At 54.6% G+C, this 15,045-nt stretch carries 16 protein-coding genes; 7 read left to right on the top strand and 9 right to left on the bottom strand.

Annotation, left to right across the window (positions count from 1 at the left end):
- Window positions 1-193: 193 nt before the first annotated feature.
- From ABD920_RS01315 to ABD920_RS01305, 3 genes are all read right to left on the bottom strand, one after another.
- Window positions 194-1,243: a glutathione synthetase gene (locus ABD920_RS01315; RefSeq protein ID WP_345156330.1), complete on the bottom strand. Its 1,050-nt coding sequence runs from the start codon at window positions 1,241-1,243 to the stop codon at window positions 194-196.
- 48 nt (window positions 1,244-1,291) lie between these two features.
- Window positions 1,292-3,139: a peptidase MATCAP family protein gene (locus tag ABD920_RS01310; protein WP_345156329.1), complete on the bottom strand. Its 1,848-nt coding sequence runs from the start codon at window positions 3,137-3,139 to the stop codon at window positions 1,292-1,294.
- A gap of 302 nt (window positions 3,140-3,441) precedes the next feature.
- Complete coding sequence (locus ABD920_RS01305) at window positions 3,442-4,248, bottom strand: N-formylglutamate amidohydrolase (protein WP_345156328.1); 807 nt, start codon at window positions 4,246-4,248, stop codon at window positions 3,442-3,444.
- A gap of 19 nt (window positions 4,249-4,267) precedes the next feature.
- Between ABD920_RS01305 and ABD920_RS01300 the strand changes: the two genes are divergently transcribed.
- The 5 genes from ABD920_RS01300 (at window position 4,268) to ABD920_RS01280 (ending at window position 6,321) form a co-directional block, all read left to right on the top strand.
- Window positions 4,268-4,423 carry a hypothetical protein gene (locus ABD920_RS01300; protein ID WP_345156327.1) on the top strand — a complete coding sequence of 52 codons (156 nt, stop codon included), beginning with the start codon at window positions 4,268-4,270 and terminating at the stop codon, window positions 4,421-4,423.
- A complete protein-coding gene (locus ABD920_RS01295) occupies window positions 4,420-4,605 on the top strand; it encodes a zinc-ribbon domain-containing protein (protein ID WP_345156326.1) in 186 nt (61 codons plus the stop codon). Before ABD920_RS01300 ends, ABD920_RS01295 begins: the two co-directional genes overlap by 4 nt.
- An 11-nt stretch (window positions 4,606-4,616) precedes the next feature.
- A complete protein-coding gene (locus ABD920_RS01290) occupies window positions 4,617-4,994 on the top strand; it encodes a hypothetical protein (protein WP_345156325.1) in 378 nt (125 codons plus the stop codon).
- Window positions 4,995-5,173: 179 nt separating this feature from the next.
- A complete protein-coding gene (locus tag ABD920_RS01285; protein WP_345156324.1) occupies window positions 5,174-5,896 on the top strand; it encodes a head GIN domain-containing protein in 723 nt (240 codons plus the stop codon).
- A 158-nt stretch (window positions 5,897-6,054) separates the two neighbouring features.
- Window positions 6,055-6,321 (top strand): hypothetical protein, encoded by a 267-nt coding sequence (locus tag ABD920_RS01280; protein ID WP_345156323.1) that lies wholly within the window; start codon window positions 6,055-6,057, stop codon window positions 6,319-6,321.
- 76 nt (window positions 6,322-6,397) lie between these two features.
- On the opposite strand, the gene bla is transcribed toward ABD920_RS01280, so the two are convergent.
- Both bla and ABD920_RS01270 read right to left on the bottom strand, forming a co-directional pair.
- On the bottom strand, window positions 6,398-7,111 hold the full coding sequence (gene bla / locus ABD920_RS01275) for a subclass B1 metallo-beta-lactamase (RefSeq protein ID WP_345156322.1): 714 nt from the start codon (window positions 7,109-7,111) through the stop codon (window positions 6,398-6,400).
- 25 nt (window positions 7,112-7,136) lie between these two features.
- The gene (locus ABD920_RS01270) at window positions 7,137-8,519 is read right to left on the bottom strand and encodes a M28 family metallopeptidase (protein ID WP_345156321.1); all 1,383 of its coding nucleotides are present in this window, start codon (window positions 8,517-8,519) and stop codon (window positions 7,137-7,139) included.
- Between the two features lie 1,063 nt (window positions 8,520-9,582).
- Here ABD920_RS01270 and ABD920_RS01265 point away from each other — a divergent pair.
- The gene (locus ABD920_RS01265) at window positions 9,583-12,402 is read left to right on the top strand and encodes a GEVED domain-containing protein (protein WP_345156320.1); all 2,820 of its coding nucleotides are present in this window, start codon (window positions 9,583-9,585) and stop codon (window positions 12,400-12,402) included.
- Window positions 12,403-12,503: 101 nt separating this feature from the next.
- Here the strand turns inward: ABD920_RS01265 and ABD920_RS01260 are convergent, their stop codons facing one another.
- The 4 genes from ABD920_RS01260 to ABD920_RS01245 form a co-directional block, all read right to left on the bottom strand.
- Complete coding sequence (locus ABD920_RS01260) at window positions 12,504-13,058, bottom strand: hotdog domain-containing protein (protein ID WP_345156319.1); 555 nt, start codon at window positions 13,056-13,058, stop codon at window positions 12,504-12,506.
- Between the two features lie 66 nt (window positions 13,059-13,124).
- Complete coding sequence (locus ABD920_RS01255; protein WP_345156318.1) at window positions 13,125-13,448, bottom strand: DciA family protein; 324 nt, start codon at window positions 13,446-13,448, stop codon at window positions 13,125-13,127.
- A gap of 77 nt (window positions 13,449-13,525) precedes the next feature.
- Window positions 13,526-13,864, bottom strand: coding sequence for a HepT-like ribonuclease domain-containing protein (locus ABD920_RS01250; protein WP_345156317.1), 339 nt, complete (start codon window positions 13,862-13,864; stop codon window positions 13,526-13,528).
- Window positions 13,833-14,183 carry a nucleotidyltransferase family protein gene (locus tag ABD920_RS01245; RefSeq protein WP_345156316.1) on the bottom strand — a complete coding sequence of 117 codons (351 nt, stop codon included), beginning with the start codon at window positions 14,181-14,183 and terminating at the stop codon, window positions 13,833-13,835. Before ABD920_RS01245 ends, ABD920_RS01250 begins: the two co-directional genes overlap by 32 nt.
- A 606-nt stretch (window positions 14,184-14,789) precedes the next feature.
- Between ABD920_RS01245 and ABD920_RS01240 the strand changes: the two genes are divergently transcribed.
- Window positions 14,790-15,017, top strand: a complete 228-nt coding sequence (locus tag ABD920_RS01240; RefSeq protein WP_345156315.1) for a hypothetical protein — start codon at window positions 14,790-14,792, stop codon at window positions 15,015-15,017.
- Window positions 15,018-15,045 lie beyond the last annotated feature (28 nt).

Raw genomic sequence — 15,045 nt, 5'->3', positions numbered from 1 at the left:
CTTTGGGCCTCTCCTGATCCTGTGTGAAACAGGGAAGCTTCTGGCGCGCTGCCGTTATCACTGCTGTAAGCCGGTGTTATATATAGCCACCTCCGGGACATGAAAATGGCTAAGCCACCGGTTTGGGTATCCGTTCGCTTAGCCATTCATGTGTACCAGGTATATAACTGCTATGCTGGCAGCTATAGCTAAATCAAATCATCGCCACGGTCTTGTTATCTACCTGCGTGCCGTACGTTTTCTTGTAGTGTACCTTGCGCTCCAGGGCGGCGATCACGGGCTCTGAGAAGTCCACGCCTTCTATCTCGCTGGCGTCCGGCAGGGCACCGGGGCTGAACACGTTGATCTCCATCAGCTTGTTGCCTACAATGTCCAGTCCGACCAGGAACATCCCGTCCTGGATCAATTTCGGGCGCACCAGCTCCACCAGGTCCAACATGCGCTGGTCTACCTTGGCCGCCACCGCCGAGCCGCCCGCATGCATGTTGCTGCGGATGTCGTCTTTGCTGTTCACGCGGCGGATGGCGCAGTACTTGCCCTTGTGCTGCAGCGCCTCACCGTTCATCACAAAAAGGCGCACATCGCCCTCGGTGGCTTCCGGCAGATACTCCTGGGCAATCACGTAGCCGTCGCGGCTGATGGCCTCCACAATCTGGTTCAGGTTAGTGGAATCCTGTTTCTTCACCATAAACACGCCGGAGCCACCCGAGCCCTGCAGCGGCTTCAGGATGATGTTGTTCTTCTGCTCGCTGAAAAACTCCTTGATCTCATTCTTGTCGCGCGTAATGAGGGTGCGCGGCCGCACGGCCTCTGGGAAGTGCTGGAAGTACATCTTGTTCACAGCGTCGGAAAGGGAGGTGGGGTCGTTGAGCACGATCACGCCGTGGCGCATGGCCAGCTGCCCGAAAATAATGCCCGCATTCTGGGCCCACGACCGTCCCTCGCCCTCCGAGGAGGGGTCGTTGCGGAGCATGAGCACATCCAAGTCCGGGGCGGTGATGCGCGTACGGGTGGCCTTCTCGCCTTGCACGGCCTCTATATAGGTAGCCGGGGATTTGTACTTGTGCTTGGGGTCGGCCTGCACGGCGGTGGCGCCCATATAGCCGTCAGGGTAATAGGCCAGGTCGCCCACGCCCACCAGGTACACGCTGTGGCCCTGGTTGTGCATGCGCTGCGCCAGAAAGATGGTGGTGTAGGAGGCTTTTTCGGTGTTTACGTCGTTTACTACAAATGCTATATTCATGTTTTGAGTGCGGCTTATATATAAGTTTGGTGTAATAAATACTGAATTTTATAAAAGGTTAAATACTGATATGCCCGCTTTTAGTTGTTCCAGTTTTGGTTTGATGGCCGGGTCGAGGAGGTAGCGGGGCTTGATGGGCACTGGCCGCAGCACGTTCCTATATATAAGCTCCTGCACAATCGGGATATAGTCCTGCCGGATTTTGCCGATCAGCAGGGGCTCCAGCTCATGGCCCTGCTTCAGGTAATCGAGCAGGTGCACGAGCCCGCGCAGGTACACGGCGTCTTTAGTGAGGCCGCCGCCGCGGTGCACGCGCATGGTCGTATCAAAGGCTGTCTCTTCGTCGAAATGGTACTGCTGCGTCAGGCGGGCGAAGTTGTCGGTGAAGCCGCAGCCTTTGGTGAGGTGGTACACCGCCACCACGCGCGCCGCCAGCATGCGCATCCGGTCCTGGTCAAGGCCGCCCACCAGGTACTCGCTCAGCACGGCCAGCCCCTCCTGCAGCTCCTCGTAGCCGGGGCTGCCCACGTACAGCTGGTGCAGCGGCTGCGCCTTGCCGTTGAAGTAGGTCAGGATGTGCGTGCCCACCTCGTGCTGGATCAGCGCCTGCGCCCGGTGGCGCGGTATTTTGGCATCGGTGCCCACGTTCAGCCTGCCCTTCGACACGATCAGCCCCACCACATCGTCCCGCACATCCACCCCCGAGTCCACGCCTTTGTACTGCGCCTTCAGAAAGTCGATCTCCTGCTCGGCCAGCGCGGCGAACTCCGGCACAGGTATCAGCTCGACGTTCGTGTGGCGGGTGGGCTCCGGGATGGCCGCCAGAATACCCTCCGCCACTTTCAGCAACTGGTCGTCTACGCCGCCGAAAAGCTGCATGCTGCTATATATAAAGTCGGGCGTGTTGCGGTCGGCGAGCATGGTCAGCATCTTGTCCAGCTCGTGGCGCTTGTCCCGGAACAGGAACGCCAGGGTCGGGTCGTCTATCTTCTCGATGGGGATGTTGTAGAGCCGGCGCTTGAGCTGGTCGGCGTCTATGGGCATCAGGCGGTAATGGAACGTGGGGGCCTTGCTGAACTTCGCTTTGCGGAACTCCTCCCAGGCCTCGCTGTTGTTCACCGGCGTTACCAGCAGCAGGAACTGGAACAGGTCGCTGATGCCGGTGAGCTGCTTGTCGATGCGCCACACCACGCGGTTCACGGCCTGCCGCCCCAGCGCCTGGAAATGGATGGCCTTGTGCGTGGTCTGCACATTCACGAAATCGAAAACTGTTTTCTTGATGGCGTTGGAGAGCTTCTCGCGGAGCGTGCGGAGCAGCAGGGGATAGGGCCTGCCGGTCTTGCTGTCGCAGTAGATGGGCTTCAGCTCCAGCCCGAGCATCAGGTAGCTGTGCTTCTTCAGCTCCTCCTCCGGCATCAGGCGCAGCGGGCCTTCCAGCAGGGCCTTGTTGGAGGCCGTCTTAACGGCGGTGTGGATGCCGCTGATTTTAATCTGCTCCAGCTCCTGCACCAGGGTGCTGATGGTGGCGGGCAGCTGCTTCTCCGGCCCCAGCACCTTAAACAGGGGCGTTTCCCGATCAGGGGAGGGGGCGGCCAGCAACTCCAGTATCATGAAAGCGCCGAACTGTCCGGCCATTTCCTCCGCCACGGCCCTGATGAGCTCCTGCAGCTGCGGCATCTGCTCCTCATGCGAGATGATATAGGAAGCCGTGGCTTTGGCAAAGTCGGCGGTGGCATGGTCGGGTTTGCCGGTCGGGTGGCGGAAGAGCACCAGGAAGGGCAGGGGCCTGTCTATGTAGATGAGCCCGCCCTGCGGCAGGCGTCGGTGCACCTGCTTGCCGCGCTTCAGGCTGCTGCTTACCTTCTTTATGAAACTGTCGGATATGTCGTCGGTCATTGGGTTTTTAAGTATGTTTCTCTGGGCTCTGGTGCGGGTTTCCGACCCGTGACCAAAGATGTGTGCGAGTCTCCAGACTCGCGGGAGCCGACAGATGAAGTATAAACTGTGGCATCAAGTATCGCGTGACCTTTGCTGCGTAGCGCTTGTGCCTTGCAGGCGCGTGAAGTCGGAGACTTCACTTTCATTGAAAGGCACGGGTCGGAAACCCGCGCCAGAGAAACCGGATGGCGTTCAGGCTCGCACAGGCCAATGGCTAATTGTTCTTAACCATTCATCAATTAACAATCAACAACCAGCCATCACGGCTGGCACACCTGCGCCAGCGCCTGCAGCACCGGCTTTGTCGTCTGCTCCAGGGCTCTCCTGATCTCCTGCACCTGCTCCTCGTCCGGCTCGCCTGTCCATTCGTCCATAAAGAACTTCTTGAACTCGATGCTCATCACGCAGGCCTTGTCGCCGAAGGTGTCGTGGATCCAGCGCATGAAGTGGCCGCCCTTGAACTTCACGTTCTCGCGGACGTCCAGGTGGCGGCCCCGGTAGTCGTAGCCGTGGAGGCTGTGCATGAAGGCCTCCACCACGGGTGCCCATTTCGCGCGGTCCATGTTGCCGGTGCCGATGTTCACCTCCGGGTTTTCGTCGGGGCTGGCGACGGGTCCGGAGGCGCCGTCGCGCTTGTGGTTGTAGGTGTGCAGGTCATATACCACCAGGCAGCCGTGCTGTGCTATGATTTCCGTCAGCATCTGCTTCACATCGGCGTAAAACCGGTCGTAGCGGCTCATCGATTCCTTCGCCAGCTCCTCCGGCAGGTCCTCTTTCCACACGTCCAGGCCCCAGGCGTCGTCGGGCAGGCGGTAGATGGCTTTGTCCGGGGAGCGGTTCAGGTCCAGCTCGAAGCGGGAGTTGTGCCCGATGATCTGGTTGTCGGCCACGGCCACCCACACGTCCGTGAAGGGGTCTTCCTCGCGCAGGCGCTCTGCCGCCGCCAGGGCGAACAGGTTGCTGATGTTCTGGCGCACGTTGTGCCCGCTGTGGATGGCGGTGGCCACCAAAGGGCTGTCGCCACGCTTAAGGGTATAGTAGGCAGTATCTGTTTTTGTTTGTGTCATCGCTTTTTGCTTTTTAAGAATGTACCCCTTCAGGCTGCTGAAGGTTATCTGGCGGGCGGGGTTGCTGCTGCTAAACCTGATCGCCGGAAGCAAGTATAGGAAGCAGGAGAAGTCCTTTTACCTTTGTACCAACCTGCTACTGCTGCCATGGCTGCCCCCGAAGATAAAAAAATGAAGACCTGCCCGAACTGCGGCGAAACAGTGCCCCTCCGGGCGAAGCAGTGCCCGAACTGCGGCCAACTGCTGGGCGGCAGCTCCAGACAGAACCGGCACTGGCTGAGGGCCCTCACGCCAACCGAGATCTTCCTGCTGGTGCTGGGCAGCCTGATGCTGGGCGTGTTTTTAGTGGCTTTGTGATATGAGGATATATGAGGACCCTGCTGCACCCGCTCTTCCTGACCTGCCTTTCCCTCTTCTGCCTGAACCAGGCGCTGGAGCAGGCGCAGGTTTATATATGGCCGCTGCACACGCACCTCGACGACCTGCTGTGCCTGCCCGTCACGCTCCGGATCGTGCTGGCGGTGCAGCGCGCGTATTTCCGGAACCCGCGCATGGTGCTGCCGGTGCGCCACATCGTTTTTGCGGTGGCGGCCTTCAGCGTTTGCTTTGAGCTTCTCTTCCCGCTTTACAAAACGCTGTATACCGCCGATGCGCTGGATGTGCTGGCCTATATGCTGGGCGCGCTTATCTTCTATATATACCTGAACAAGCCACTCGACCGACCTGCTGCGGCAGCGGAGGGCTGAGCGGTTTCGACTCCCCCGTTTTCCGGTTATGCCTATATATAAAACATTGTTCCCCTTTGCGGTAAATTTTTTCTCACCCCAAAGCAACCTTTTGCAGTAATCCGCATCTTTTGAACAGACGCTTCCCACAGGAGCTGACCCCTGTATCCGAAAGAACTTAAACCATACCACCTGAAACCATGAAGATCATTCAATTCTACCTAACCTCTCTTGCGGTGTTCACGATCGCGCTTCTCATGACGGACGCTCCGCTGATGGCCCAGCAGCTGCGCGGAAACGGCAACATGCAGACCCAGGACAGAAACGTGTCCGGTTTTGAGGGCATTAACGTGAGCGGCGGCTTTGCCGTGGAAGTAACGCAGGGCAACAGGGAGAGCCTGCGCATAGAGGCGGAGGAGAACCTGCTGAGCAACATCAAAACAGAGGTGCGCAACGGCGTGCTGCACATATATAACGAGGACGGCGTGACCACCAACAAAGACATGAAGGCCTATATCACGATGCGGGAGCTGAACAGCATGGACATCAGCGGTGGCGTGAAGGTGATCGGGAAGTCTGCCTTCAGGACGGATGCCCTGAAGCTGGACATGAGCGGCGCCTCGAACGTGAAACTGGACATCAACACCAAGGAGCTGAAGGCGGATATGAGCGGCGCCAGCAAAATAGAACTGGCGGGCAAAGCCGACGAGGTGGACATGAACATGTCAGGGGCCTCGAAAGTGGAGGCGGCCGATTTGCAGGCGAAGAACGTGAAGGTGGAGGCCAGCGGTGCCAGCAAAGTAAAGGTGCACGCCACCGAGTCGCTGGACATAGACGCCTCCGGTGCCACATCGGTGTATTACAAAGGCAGTCCCCGCATCACGGCCGAAACATCGTCGGCGGCCAGAGTGTCAAAGCTGTAAAGCGGCACAGGGCCTCTGTTGATTTTTATATATGACTTCTATTTTTGAAAGCAGCCTCGCCCTGGGCTGCTTTTTTTATGCGACCTCCTGTTCTTATCCTTTGGCGGAGGCGCCCCGTATAGAAAAGGCAGTATCAGAAACCACAAACCTATATACCTATGAGCGAAGCTAAGAAAACAACCGATCACAAAGAGATTCAGAAATGGGCCGAGCAGCACGGCGGCAAACCGTCCATCATCAAGGGCACCGAGAAGGACGGCAGCGGCGAGGGCGTGCTCCGCATCCACTTCCCGAAAAAGAGCGACAGCAACGAAAGTTTTGAGGAAGTAAGCTGGGAGGAGTTCTTTAAGGAGTTCGAGCACAGCAAACTGGCCCTGCTCCACGACCCGAACGGCAACTTCAACAAGCTGGTGAAGCGGGATTAAAAGAGCTTCATGCATATATATAGCGAGAGGCCGGTGCAAAACAGTACCGGCCTCTCGCTATATATGCTATGGTTGGTTACTTCTCCTGGTCCTGCAATAGCCCCAGCGTATGGCGTAGCAGGGACTGGTCGCCCCAGGGGCCATGGCTTGGCACCACCACCTTTGCCTTTGGGTAGCGCTGCTGCAGGTTTTTTATGGCTCCAGGCCAGCTCCTGACGTCCGCGTCAGCCACATTGCCTAAGTTATTTGTCTGCAAGTCCTTTACCAGGCATCCCCCGAACAGGATTTTTTGTTGCGGCAGGTACACCACCACATTGTCGGTTGTGTGGCCGCCGCCGGGGTAGTACACTTCAAACTGCTGTTTCCCCACTGCAAAGGCGGTATCCCGGGCAAAGGTGATATCCGGTGTCCCTTTCCCGTGCTCGGCGGCCAGTGCAGCCGTGCGCTTCGAAGTGACGAGCGGGATGTTCTGTGCCTGCACGGCATCAATGCCTCCCATTTTGTCTTCGTGCCAGTGGGTGGCCACACACGCTATCACAGGCCGCCTCAGGTTGGTTTTTACCCATGCCAGCAACTGCTCCGTGGGTTGGTTGCCCCACCCGGTGTCTACCAGCACGATGCCGCCTTTCGTAGCGATCACTAAGCCATGCGACGGGAAGACCACCTCACCGACCTGCTTATAGGAGGTATGCACATACACCTGCGGCGCCAGCTTTTTTACCTGTATCTCCTGCGCATACACACCGGTGGCGCTGAGAAGGAGCAGGCCGAGGACGAGACGCTTTATCATGATCAGCGAAGGTTATATATACATGCTACCGCACCGGAACCGGCAGCACCGGCAGGCTGGCGTGCCCCTCTGCGTCTACGGCCTGCACGGCAAAAAAGTAGTTGTCTTTGGAGTAGTTGATGTCTGCCTTGGTGTCCTTTACGAAGAACTTCTTTTCCCAGGCAGGGCTGTTGGTCTCACGCATCAGCACATAATAACCGGCCGGCTTCTCGCCTTTGGCCGGGGCCTCCCACTGCAGTTGCGTGGTGTTGGTGAGGTCAGCGGTCAGCACGCTCACTTTGTCGGGGGCGGCAGGAGCCCAGGCCAGGCTGGCCATGGTGGCCAGGTTTACGCCTGTGTTCTTGCGCAGGTACTCAAAGTCCATGTACTCGATCAGGTCGCCGTACTGCTTGCCGTCTTCCTTGCGGATGTCCTGGTGCTGGTGGTCGAAATCCTCGTTCGTTTCGCTCATGCGCACCGCCGCAAAACCGTTCTGATTGAACGGGGTATGGTCGCCGCCCCGCAGGAAGCGGTCGGCACGGTGCACCATCACCACATCGATCTGGTCTACGTACCTTTCCCCCACGTTCTCCATATAGCGGGCCAGGTTGCGGCTCGGGCTGTCGTTCTCAGCACCCAGGGTTCTGCGCAGTCGCGCCTGCTCCTCGGTTTCGTTCACGGGGATGCCCTCGCTGAACACGCGCACGGTGGTGTTGTTGTGCAGGCCGGTTTCGGCGGAGTAAGAGTTGCCCACGATGTCGTTGTTCAGCATCGCCACCAGGTTCCAGTTCTCTTTTTTGGCCCGGTCTGCCAGGTGCTTCGACCCATATAGCCCTTGCTCCTCGCCCTGAAAAGCCACGAAAACCAAGGTGGCCGGGAACTGTTTGGAAGCCATCACACGGGCCATCTCCATCACCATGGCCACGCCCGAGGCGTCGTCGTTGGCGCCCGGCGCTTTGCTTTTGGCGTCCATCACATCGGTCACGCGCGAGTCGAGGTGGCCGCCCACGATGATCACGCGGTCGTCATTCGGGTCAGTGCCCTTCAGCGTCGCCATCACGTTGGCCATCTCCACGTCCTGCGGAATGCGGCGGCCATCGGCTTTCACGGTGTAGCGGTCCATCTCCACGGTCATGCGGCCACCGGAGGTTTTGGCGTATTTCTCGAATTCTGATTTTACCCACTCGCGGGCCGCCCCGATGCCTTCTTTTTTGCTGGTGGTGGTGCTGAGCGAGTGGCGGGTGCCGAAGCTCACCATCTTCTGCACCAGCTGCTCCAGGTTCTGCGCCGACAGCTGGTTCACCATCTGCTTGATCTCGCCGTCCTGGCGCACGGCCTCCTGGGCAAGGGTTTGGGGAGAGGAGGTCAGGAAAAAGCCGGAAAGCAGGACGGGCGCCAGCATCCGGGAAAGTTTAATCTTATAGGTCATATTTGGTAAAGTGTAAGGATAGTAAACCTTAAAGATACTAAGCAGATTTATATAATCATTGTTTGGGAAGGTGTTGGTGGCAGGGGGTACTTTGCTGCCGATGGTGTGTGTTTCCAACACCCTTTCAGGTATCCGATCATATGTTAGGGGCAATATAGCACGACTACAACGGCATGTTCGTTCATAATAATGTTATAGGGGTTGATAAAAAAAGCACAGAATTGTTTTAAAAGTATAAAATAATATTAGTATATTTAAAGTATAAGGCGTGATTACAATATGCTCTTGATAAATATGCCTCTGCCCCAGTTACGAGGCAACAGGCATCTCTCAATTTTAGCTTAGTAGCCGCTACTCAAGCACAACCCTGTTTCTGGGAACGCCCTTATCCAGAAAAGACGCATACATCTTATTTTCTCGGCTAACCCTTGCCTTAGACTCTGATGGTGCAGCATGTTATTTTGCTTTAAGCAAGATTGTGCGGCTTCTCTCCTACACACGGTCATCTCCTCTTTTCCAATCTATTAATCTTAAAGCTATGAAAGAACACACAACTCAAACAGTTTTAAACGCAAACGTTGCAGTTTTCAGGTACCAAAGGCACTGGATATATCCTATGCTACTGCTCTTTTTTCTGCCTTTTACAGCTACAAGCCAGACTAAAGTCTGGGACAGAACCTATGGTGGTGTGATTACCACTTCTCCTGAACTGAATATATATTATGAGGATTATATAAAATACGGCGCTTCAATCCTTAGCACGATGATCCGTACACCGGACGGCGGTTATTTGTTAGGCGGATCCTCTGACTCAGAAGCAGGCGGAGATAAGAGCGAGGAAAGTCGGGATGAGAATAATTATACAGAATTTCTGTATGAAGATGGCCCATTTTATAATGACTATTGGGTTGTAAAGATAAATGGTAGTGGCAACAAGGTGTGGGATAGAACCTTCGGCGGTAGTAACTATGACTATCTTACAACTATCGTAGCTACACCGGATGGTGGTTATTTGTTAGGGGGGTGGTCTATGTCAATCGGTGGTGGTTACTGCAGGGATGGCATGTGGTGTGCGGTAGACTACTGGATCGTAAAAATTGATGCCAGCGGCAATAAAGTCTGGGATAAATCCTTTGGCGGAAGCGGCTTTGATAAACTCACTGCCATCGTTGTCACTCCCGAGGGAGGCTTCCTTCTCGCGGGATATTCCGATTCGCCTATAAGTGGCGACAAGACCCAGGATAATCATGTTGATGATATTTGTTTAGAGGGAGACTGCCCCGATGACTACTGGGTAGTGAAGATAGACGGCAGCGGCAACAAACTGTGGGACAAGACCTTTGGCGGACATGACTTTGAAGACCTTGAAGCTATAGTAACTACTCCAGATGGGGGTTATTTATTAGGAGGAACTTCGAGGTCGGGTATAAGTGGAAATAAAAGTGAGGCTAGTAAAGGGGGGTATTCTGACTATTGGGTTGTAAAGATCGATGGTAGTGGCAACAAGGTGTGGGATAAAACCTTTGGAGGTAGTAACTATGATCGACTGTCAACGATCGTCGCTACACTGGATGGTGGTTATTTATTAGGGGGATGGTCGGACTCTGGTATTAGCGGCGATAAGAGTGATGCTAGTCGTGGTAGCGAAGACTATTGGGTTGTAAAGATCGATGGTAGTGGCGATCAGGAGTGGGATAAAACCTTCGGCGGTAGTAACTATGATCGTCTTTTGAGTATGGTGGCTACTCTTGATGGAGGCTATATACTTGGCGGTGGTTCCTCTTCTCCCATAAGTGGCGATAAAAGCGAGGCTAGTCGTGGCGGTGACTATGAATATGGTGGTAACGACTATTGGATCGTGAAGATAAACGGCAGCGGAATCAAGCTTTGGGACAAGACTTTCGGTGGCGACGATGATGAGGATTTCACAGCTGTGGTGGCTGCTTGGGATGGTGGTTTCCTGTTAGGAGGGTCTTCGAGGTCGGGTATTAGTGGTGACAAAAGCGAGGCTTCAAAAAGTTTCATTGACTATTGGGTTGTCAAGATGACTGATAATCCCTACTGCGTACCAGCAATGGCCAACGGCTGCGCAGATGATCATTATATTGCTTACTTTTCCTTTGCCGATTTGTATTATAATGCGCTGGGTCAGGGATGCCGGAATAATAACAGCTACACGGACTTCTATCCGTTTGACGATAAACTAAACCAATCGTATTATGAGGCAACGGTGAAGCCGGGACAAAGCTACCCCATCAGCCTGAAGTCAGAATCCTATTACGGAGCTGTTTCTGAGGAACAAGCCTACGGGGTGTGGATCGATTACAACGATGACAAGGACTTTGATGATCCGGGAGAGTTTGTCTACGGTTCGCCTGCTGTGGGCGCTGACTTTTCCGGCACCGTTACGATACCTGCCGACGCTTCGCTTGGTGTGAGGCGCATGCGGGTGCGAAGCAGGCCAGAGGGCGTGTTCACGGCTTCGGAGTCCTGTACAGCCGGTTCCTACGGCGAAACCCAGGACTACACCATCGCCATCGGTTACTGCGCCCCCTTCCCGGCCTCTACGAATAACAACGGGTCTTACATAGATAACTTCAGCTTCCATACACTTGTCAACAACAATTCAGGGTATGATGCGCCCGGCTACACCATCTATGAGCCCACCGGCACGCTAACCACCACGGTCACAAAAGGCCAGGGCTACAGCCTCAGCGTACAGTCGGGCCCTGTGGCGCAGGCATTCGGCGTATGGATAGACTTCAACAATGACCTTGACTTTGATGATGAGGGGGAATTGGTCTATGCCTCTCCGGTTACGGGGGAGGATTACATTGACGAAGGCTATCTGGTCTCCCCATCCGTCAGCACCGATCCGTTCACTGGAACGGTTGTGATACCTGCCTCGGCTACTGCAGGCCCTTTGCGCATGCGGGTGCGGTCGAATTCCTTCCCATTCCGTGGAGTTGGTGGGGCCTGTGCTGAGTATGATTCAGATCCTGTTGGCCCCGACTCAGACTCTTTTCTCTATGGAGAAACGGAAGATTACACAATCACCATAGAGGAGCCTGAGGTAGAGCCGCCAACCCTTGCCTCCTTTTCGCCCCGCCGGGGCCTGCCCGGAGTTACGGTTCGGTTATCCGGTACCGCCCTTGCAACCACAACTTCAGTCCGGTTCAATGGCGTAGAAGCAGTTTTCAGCGTCCTCAGCGACACGCAACTGGAGGCTGTTGTTCCGGCTACGGCAACCACAGGTAGAATCACTGTCACAACCGACGGGGGAGAGGCCACCAGCGACAGGGATTTCAGGGTGCTTCGGCCCAGCATATATGTCTTTGCCCCCTGGAGAGGGTATGAAGGGTCCAAGGTGTTCATAGTGGGTGAGTACCTTGCCACTGCCAGTGAGGTGCGCTTTAACGGGGTACCGACCTCAGACATTAGTGTATATAATGACCATCTGCTGAAGGTAACTGTACCGGAGGGGGCCACGACCGGAAGAATAACCGTGCTGCTGGCGGGCGGTGGCCAGGTAGTCAGCAGCTTCTCCTATACTGTGCTGCATTCTGCCGATAGGGCGGAGAAGATAACTGAAGTGATCGCAGCAACCACAGCAGAGCGTGCTGTGGCCTATCCTAATCCTTTCATGGAGGGTGTCACCATCTCTGTGAGCATGCAGGAAGAAGAGCCTGTCAGCCTTGTTGTTTACTCGGCTTCAGGCCAGAAAGTGCGGGAGCTTAGATTCGGAAGGCTCAGTGCAGGCCAGCACGAGTTGAAGTGGGATGGCACAGACAGTAACGGAAAGCCGGTGAGCCGCGGGCTATACCTATATCAGGTAGCGGGTAACGGAAAGATAGCAAGTGGCAAACTACTGAAGGAAAAATAGGAAATCCTACGGCAAAGGGCCGGCACTGGTATATAGCAGTGCCGGCCCTTTGCCGTATCTAAATAGTTGTTAAATAGAAAACTTATTTTGTGCTTTATATATCAGAACGCGATCTCGCAGCGCTCATTCTGTAGCAGGTGCAGCTCATCTTCCACCTGCAGAATTGTTTTGGAGTTGGCAAGCTCGGTTTGGTAGCGGCGCGAGAGCTCGCGGCGCTTGATGGCCTCCAGGAAGCGGCGGGCGTCTTCCCGGCTTACCAGTTTTAGCCCGGGCACCTGCGTGGGCTTGTCGTCGTCGCCTTTGGCCACCATCGTGAAGTAGGAGGTGTTGGTGTGCTTCACGAAGCCCGATTTCACGTTCTCCGAGATCACCTTGATGCCTACCATCAGCGAGGTGTTGCCAACGTAATTCACCGAGGCCAGCAACGACACCAGCTCGCCCACCTCCACGGGCTGCAGAAAGTTCACGCCGTCTACCGTTACCGTCACGCAGTAGTTGCCGGCGTGCTTGGCAGCACAGGCGTAGGCCACTTTGTCCATCAGCGAGAGCAGGATGCCGCCGTGTATCTTGCCGCCAAAGTTGGCGTAGCTCGGGATCATCAGCTCCGTGAGGGTCGTTTGGGAAAAGGCAACGGTGCGAAAGGCAGGTACTGTCATATGGGCGCAGGTATATAGTAGCGGATATATAAATCCTATACTCTGTTAGAGCGGCGGCTGTTGCGCTTACAAAAACACCACGTCCTTCACGGCGTCGGTGCCCACCTCGCGGTTCAGCAGCTCGATTACCTTGCTCTTCGACATGTTGAGCTCGTGCTTGAGCGGGGCGGAGGTGAGGCGCACGAAAAGTTTATGGTCACGGAAGTACAGCTCCTGCGTCTTCATGGCGATGGGTTTGCCCATGATGCGTTCCCAACTCTGCACGATGTTCACCTCGCTCAGCTTGCCATCCAGCCGGTAGGCCTTCATCAGCGCCTTCAGGCTCTCGCCGATCGGCTGTATATCGGCCTTGCGCCTGTCAATCTCCTCTTTCTTCTTAAAATAGCGCACGTGGTTTGGGTAAAAGCGTATATATGGTTTTGTTTAGGCGAGCGAGCCATGTTGCCATTTGTCGCTTGGAGCCTCACTCACTTGGTTGCTAACTTCTTTACTGCTTCTTCTTTCAAAGAAGGTATATGGCGTTTTAGAATTGCCCACACAATGGTGTTATCCATGCTGCCGTAGGCGTGAATCAGCCTGTTCCGGAAACCTGCAATCTGCCGCGCGCTTTCTAAAGTGTGAGGTGCGCCCAGCCTGGTGAACCTATTCACGGCTTCACCGATGATGCTCAGCTGCCGCTCTACGGCACTTTGGGTTTCAATATCCTGCACATATACCTCAAAGGTAGATGTATCCCGGATAAAAAACTCAATTTTGCGGATAGCCTCGCGTATATCAGCTAAGTACTTTTTCTCCTGATCCGTCATATATAAGTACTTTGGTCTCGTCGACAGATCTGCGGAGGAACGGGTTGGTAAGCGATGATGCAGTCAGAAGGTCTACTTTGCGATGAAAAAGCGCTTCCAGCTCATCCCAAAGCGACATCAGTTTCACACCTTTCTCCACCGGGTCTGCCACCTCAATTTCTACCAGCAGGTCTATGTCGCTTTTTTCTTCATCAAAACGATCCGTCATAGAAGAGCCAAACGCATATAGATATTTCACCTGGTGGTTGCTGCAAAGCGCGGCGAAGCTCTCTGCCTTGCTTCTTATTTCTTCTTTGAGGCCCATACGTTCAATATACATAATTCAGCTGGTTAATGATCCAACCATCACCCGATCACCTTCACCGTCCCCTCCTTCACTTCAAATCTAAAGATACTTTCTGAGAGGCCGGCTATATATAATTTCTAAAAGCAGGTAATCTGTTCCCATTTCAGCCTACAATCAAACAACCAACAACAGCTCAGGGCAATACACCAGCGGAACAGAAATATAGCAAGTATCAATGCTCCTCTATTTGTCAAGGTATAACTTATATCTATCTTTCAAATCTCCTTTTCCGGAGTTTCTACCCATTTTATATATACCATCTATCCTCGCCCTCTCCCAAAAATGACTTTTATCAGTTTTTTGGCTGATATGGGTCATTCTTTCAGAGAAAAACGTGCTCTACCTTTAATCATAATGGACGTTGGCCTTTTATGAACCAGCTGGCTTGTTGATTCTGCCACGGCAGATGCAATCAAGGCAGGGGCGAAGGAAGGGCTGTGGCGGCGTTTGCGGACGTCGGGCCGCATTTGCAGGAAATCACTAAAAATGAAGGACGACGCGCTATGAATTATTATGAAACATTGTCACAGGTAATTCAGGCTCTGCAGCAACGGGGATATGTCCTCGACTTTAACTTGCATGACAACTGCCAGGCTTGCCGCACCGAGCAGCTCGGGGTCAGATGAATTCGGAATCCCGGAGTGCTACCGCTTTGAGAGCGCCTCAGATCCGGCTGACGAAACCCTTGTATATGGGGTGCAAGCCAGTAACGGCCTGAAAGACTTGCTGGTGAACGGCTACGGTATTTACTCCGCTAGACCCTCCTCCGAAATTGAGCAGAAACGCCACTTTTACCTGGAAATCTGAAACCGATGCAAAACATAATGGAAGCGCA

The sequence above is a fragment of the Pontibacter saemangeumensis genome, assembly GCF_039541895.1.
Classification (GTDB): Bacteria; Bacteroidota; Bacteroidia; order Cytophagales; family Hymenobacteraceae; genus Pontibacter; species Pontibacter saemangeumensis.
Note: the sequence above shows the minus strand (reverse complement) of the source record. Positions and strands in the feature narration are given on the sequence as shown.

Excerpts from the sequence above, each read along its gene's own strand:
- ABD920_RS01260 (WP_345156319.1), bottom strand. The coding sequence starts at position 13,058 with ATGACAGTACCTGCCTTTCGCACCGTTGCCTTTTCCCAAACGACCCTC.
- ABD920_RS01285 (WP_345156324.1), top strand. The coding sequence starts at position 5,174 with ATGAAGATCATTCAATTCTACCTAACCTCTCTTGCGGTGTTCACGATC.
- ABD920_RS01240 (WP_345156315.1), top strand. The coding sequence starts at position 14,790 with ATGACAACTGCCAGGCTTGCCGCACCGAGCAGCTCGGGGTCAGATGAA.
- ABD920_RS01310 (WP_345156329.1), bottom strand. The coding sequence starts at position 3,139 with ATGACCGACGACATATCCGACAGTTTCATAAAGAAGGTAAGCAGCAGC.
- ABD920_RS01305 (WP_345156328.1), bottom strand. The coding sequence starts at position 4,248 with ATGACACAAACAAAAACAGATACTGCCTACTATACCCTTAAGCGTGGC.
- ABD920_RS01315 (WP_345156330.1), bottom strand. The coding sequence starts at position 1,243 with ATGAATATAGCATTTGTAGTAAACGACGTAAACACCGAAAAAGCCTCC.
- ABD920_RS01250 (WP_345156317.1), bottom strand. The coding sequence starts at position 13,864 with ATGACGGATCAGGAGAAAAAGTACTTAGCTGATATACGCGAGGCTATC.
- ABD920_RS01290 (WP_345156325.1), top strand. The coding sequence starts at position 4,617 with ATGAGGACCCTGCTGCACCCGCTCTTCCTGACCTGCCTTTCCCTCTTC.
- ABD920_RS01295 (WP_345156326.1), top strand. The coding sequence starts at position 4,420 with ATGAAGACCTGCCCGAACTGCGGCGAAACAGTGCCCCTCCGGGCGAAG.
- ABD920_RS01270 (WP_345156321.1), bottom strand. The coding sequence starts at position 8,519 with ATGACCTATAAGATTAAACTTTCCCGGATGCTGGCGCCCGTCCTGCTT.
- ABD920_RS01265 (WP_345156320.1), top strand. The coding sequence starts at position 9,583 with ATGTGGTGTGCGGTAGACTACTGGATCGTAAAAATTGATGCCAGCGGC.
- bla (WP_345156322.1), bottom strand. The coding sequence starts at position 7,111 with ATGATAAAGCGTCTCGTCCTCGGCCTGCTCCTTCTCAGCGCCACCGGT.
- ABD920_RS01245 (WP_345156316.1), bottom strand. The coding sequence starts at position 14,183 with ATGTATATTGAACGTATGGGCCTCAAAGAAGAAATAAGAAGCAAGGCA.
- ABD920_RS01300 (WP_345156327.1), top strand. The coding sequence starts at position 4,268 with ATGTACCCCTTCAGGCTGCTGAAGGTTATCTGGCGGGCGGGGTTGCTG.
- ABD920_RS01280 (WP_345156323.1), top strand. The coding sequence starts at position 6,055 with ATGAGCGAAGCTAAGAAAACAACCGATCACAAAGAGATTCAGAAATGG.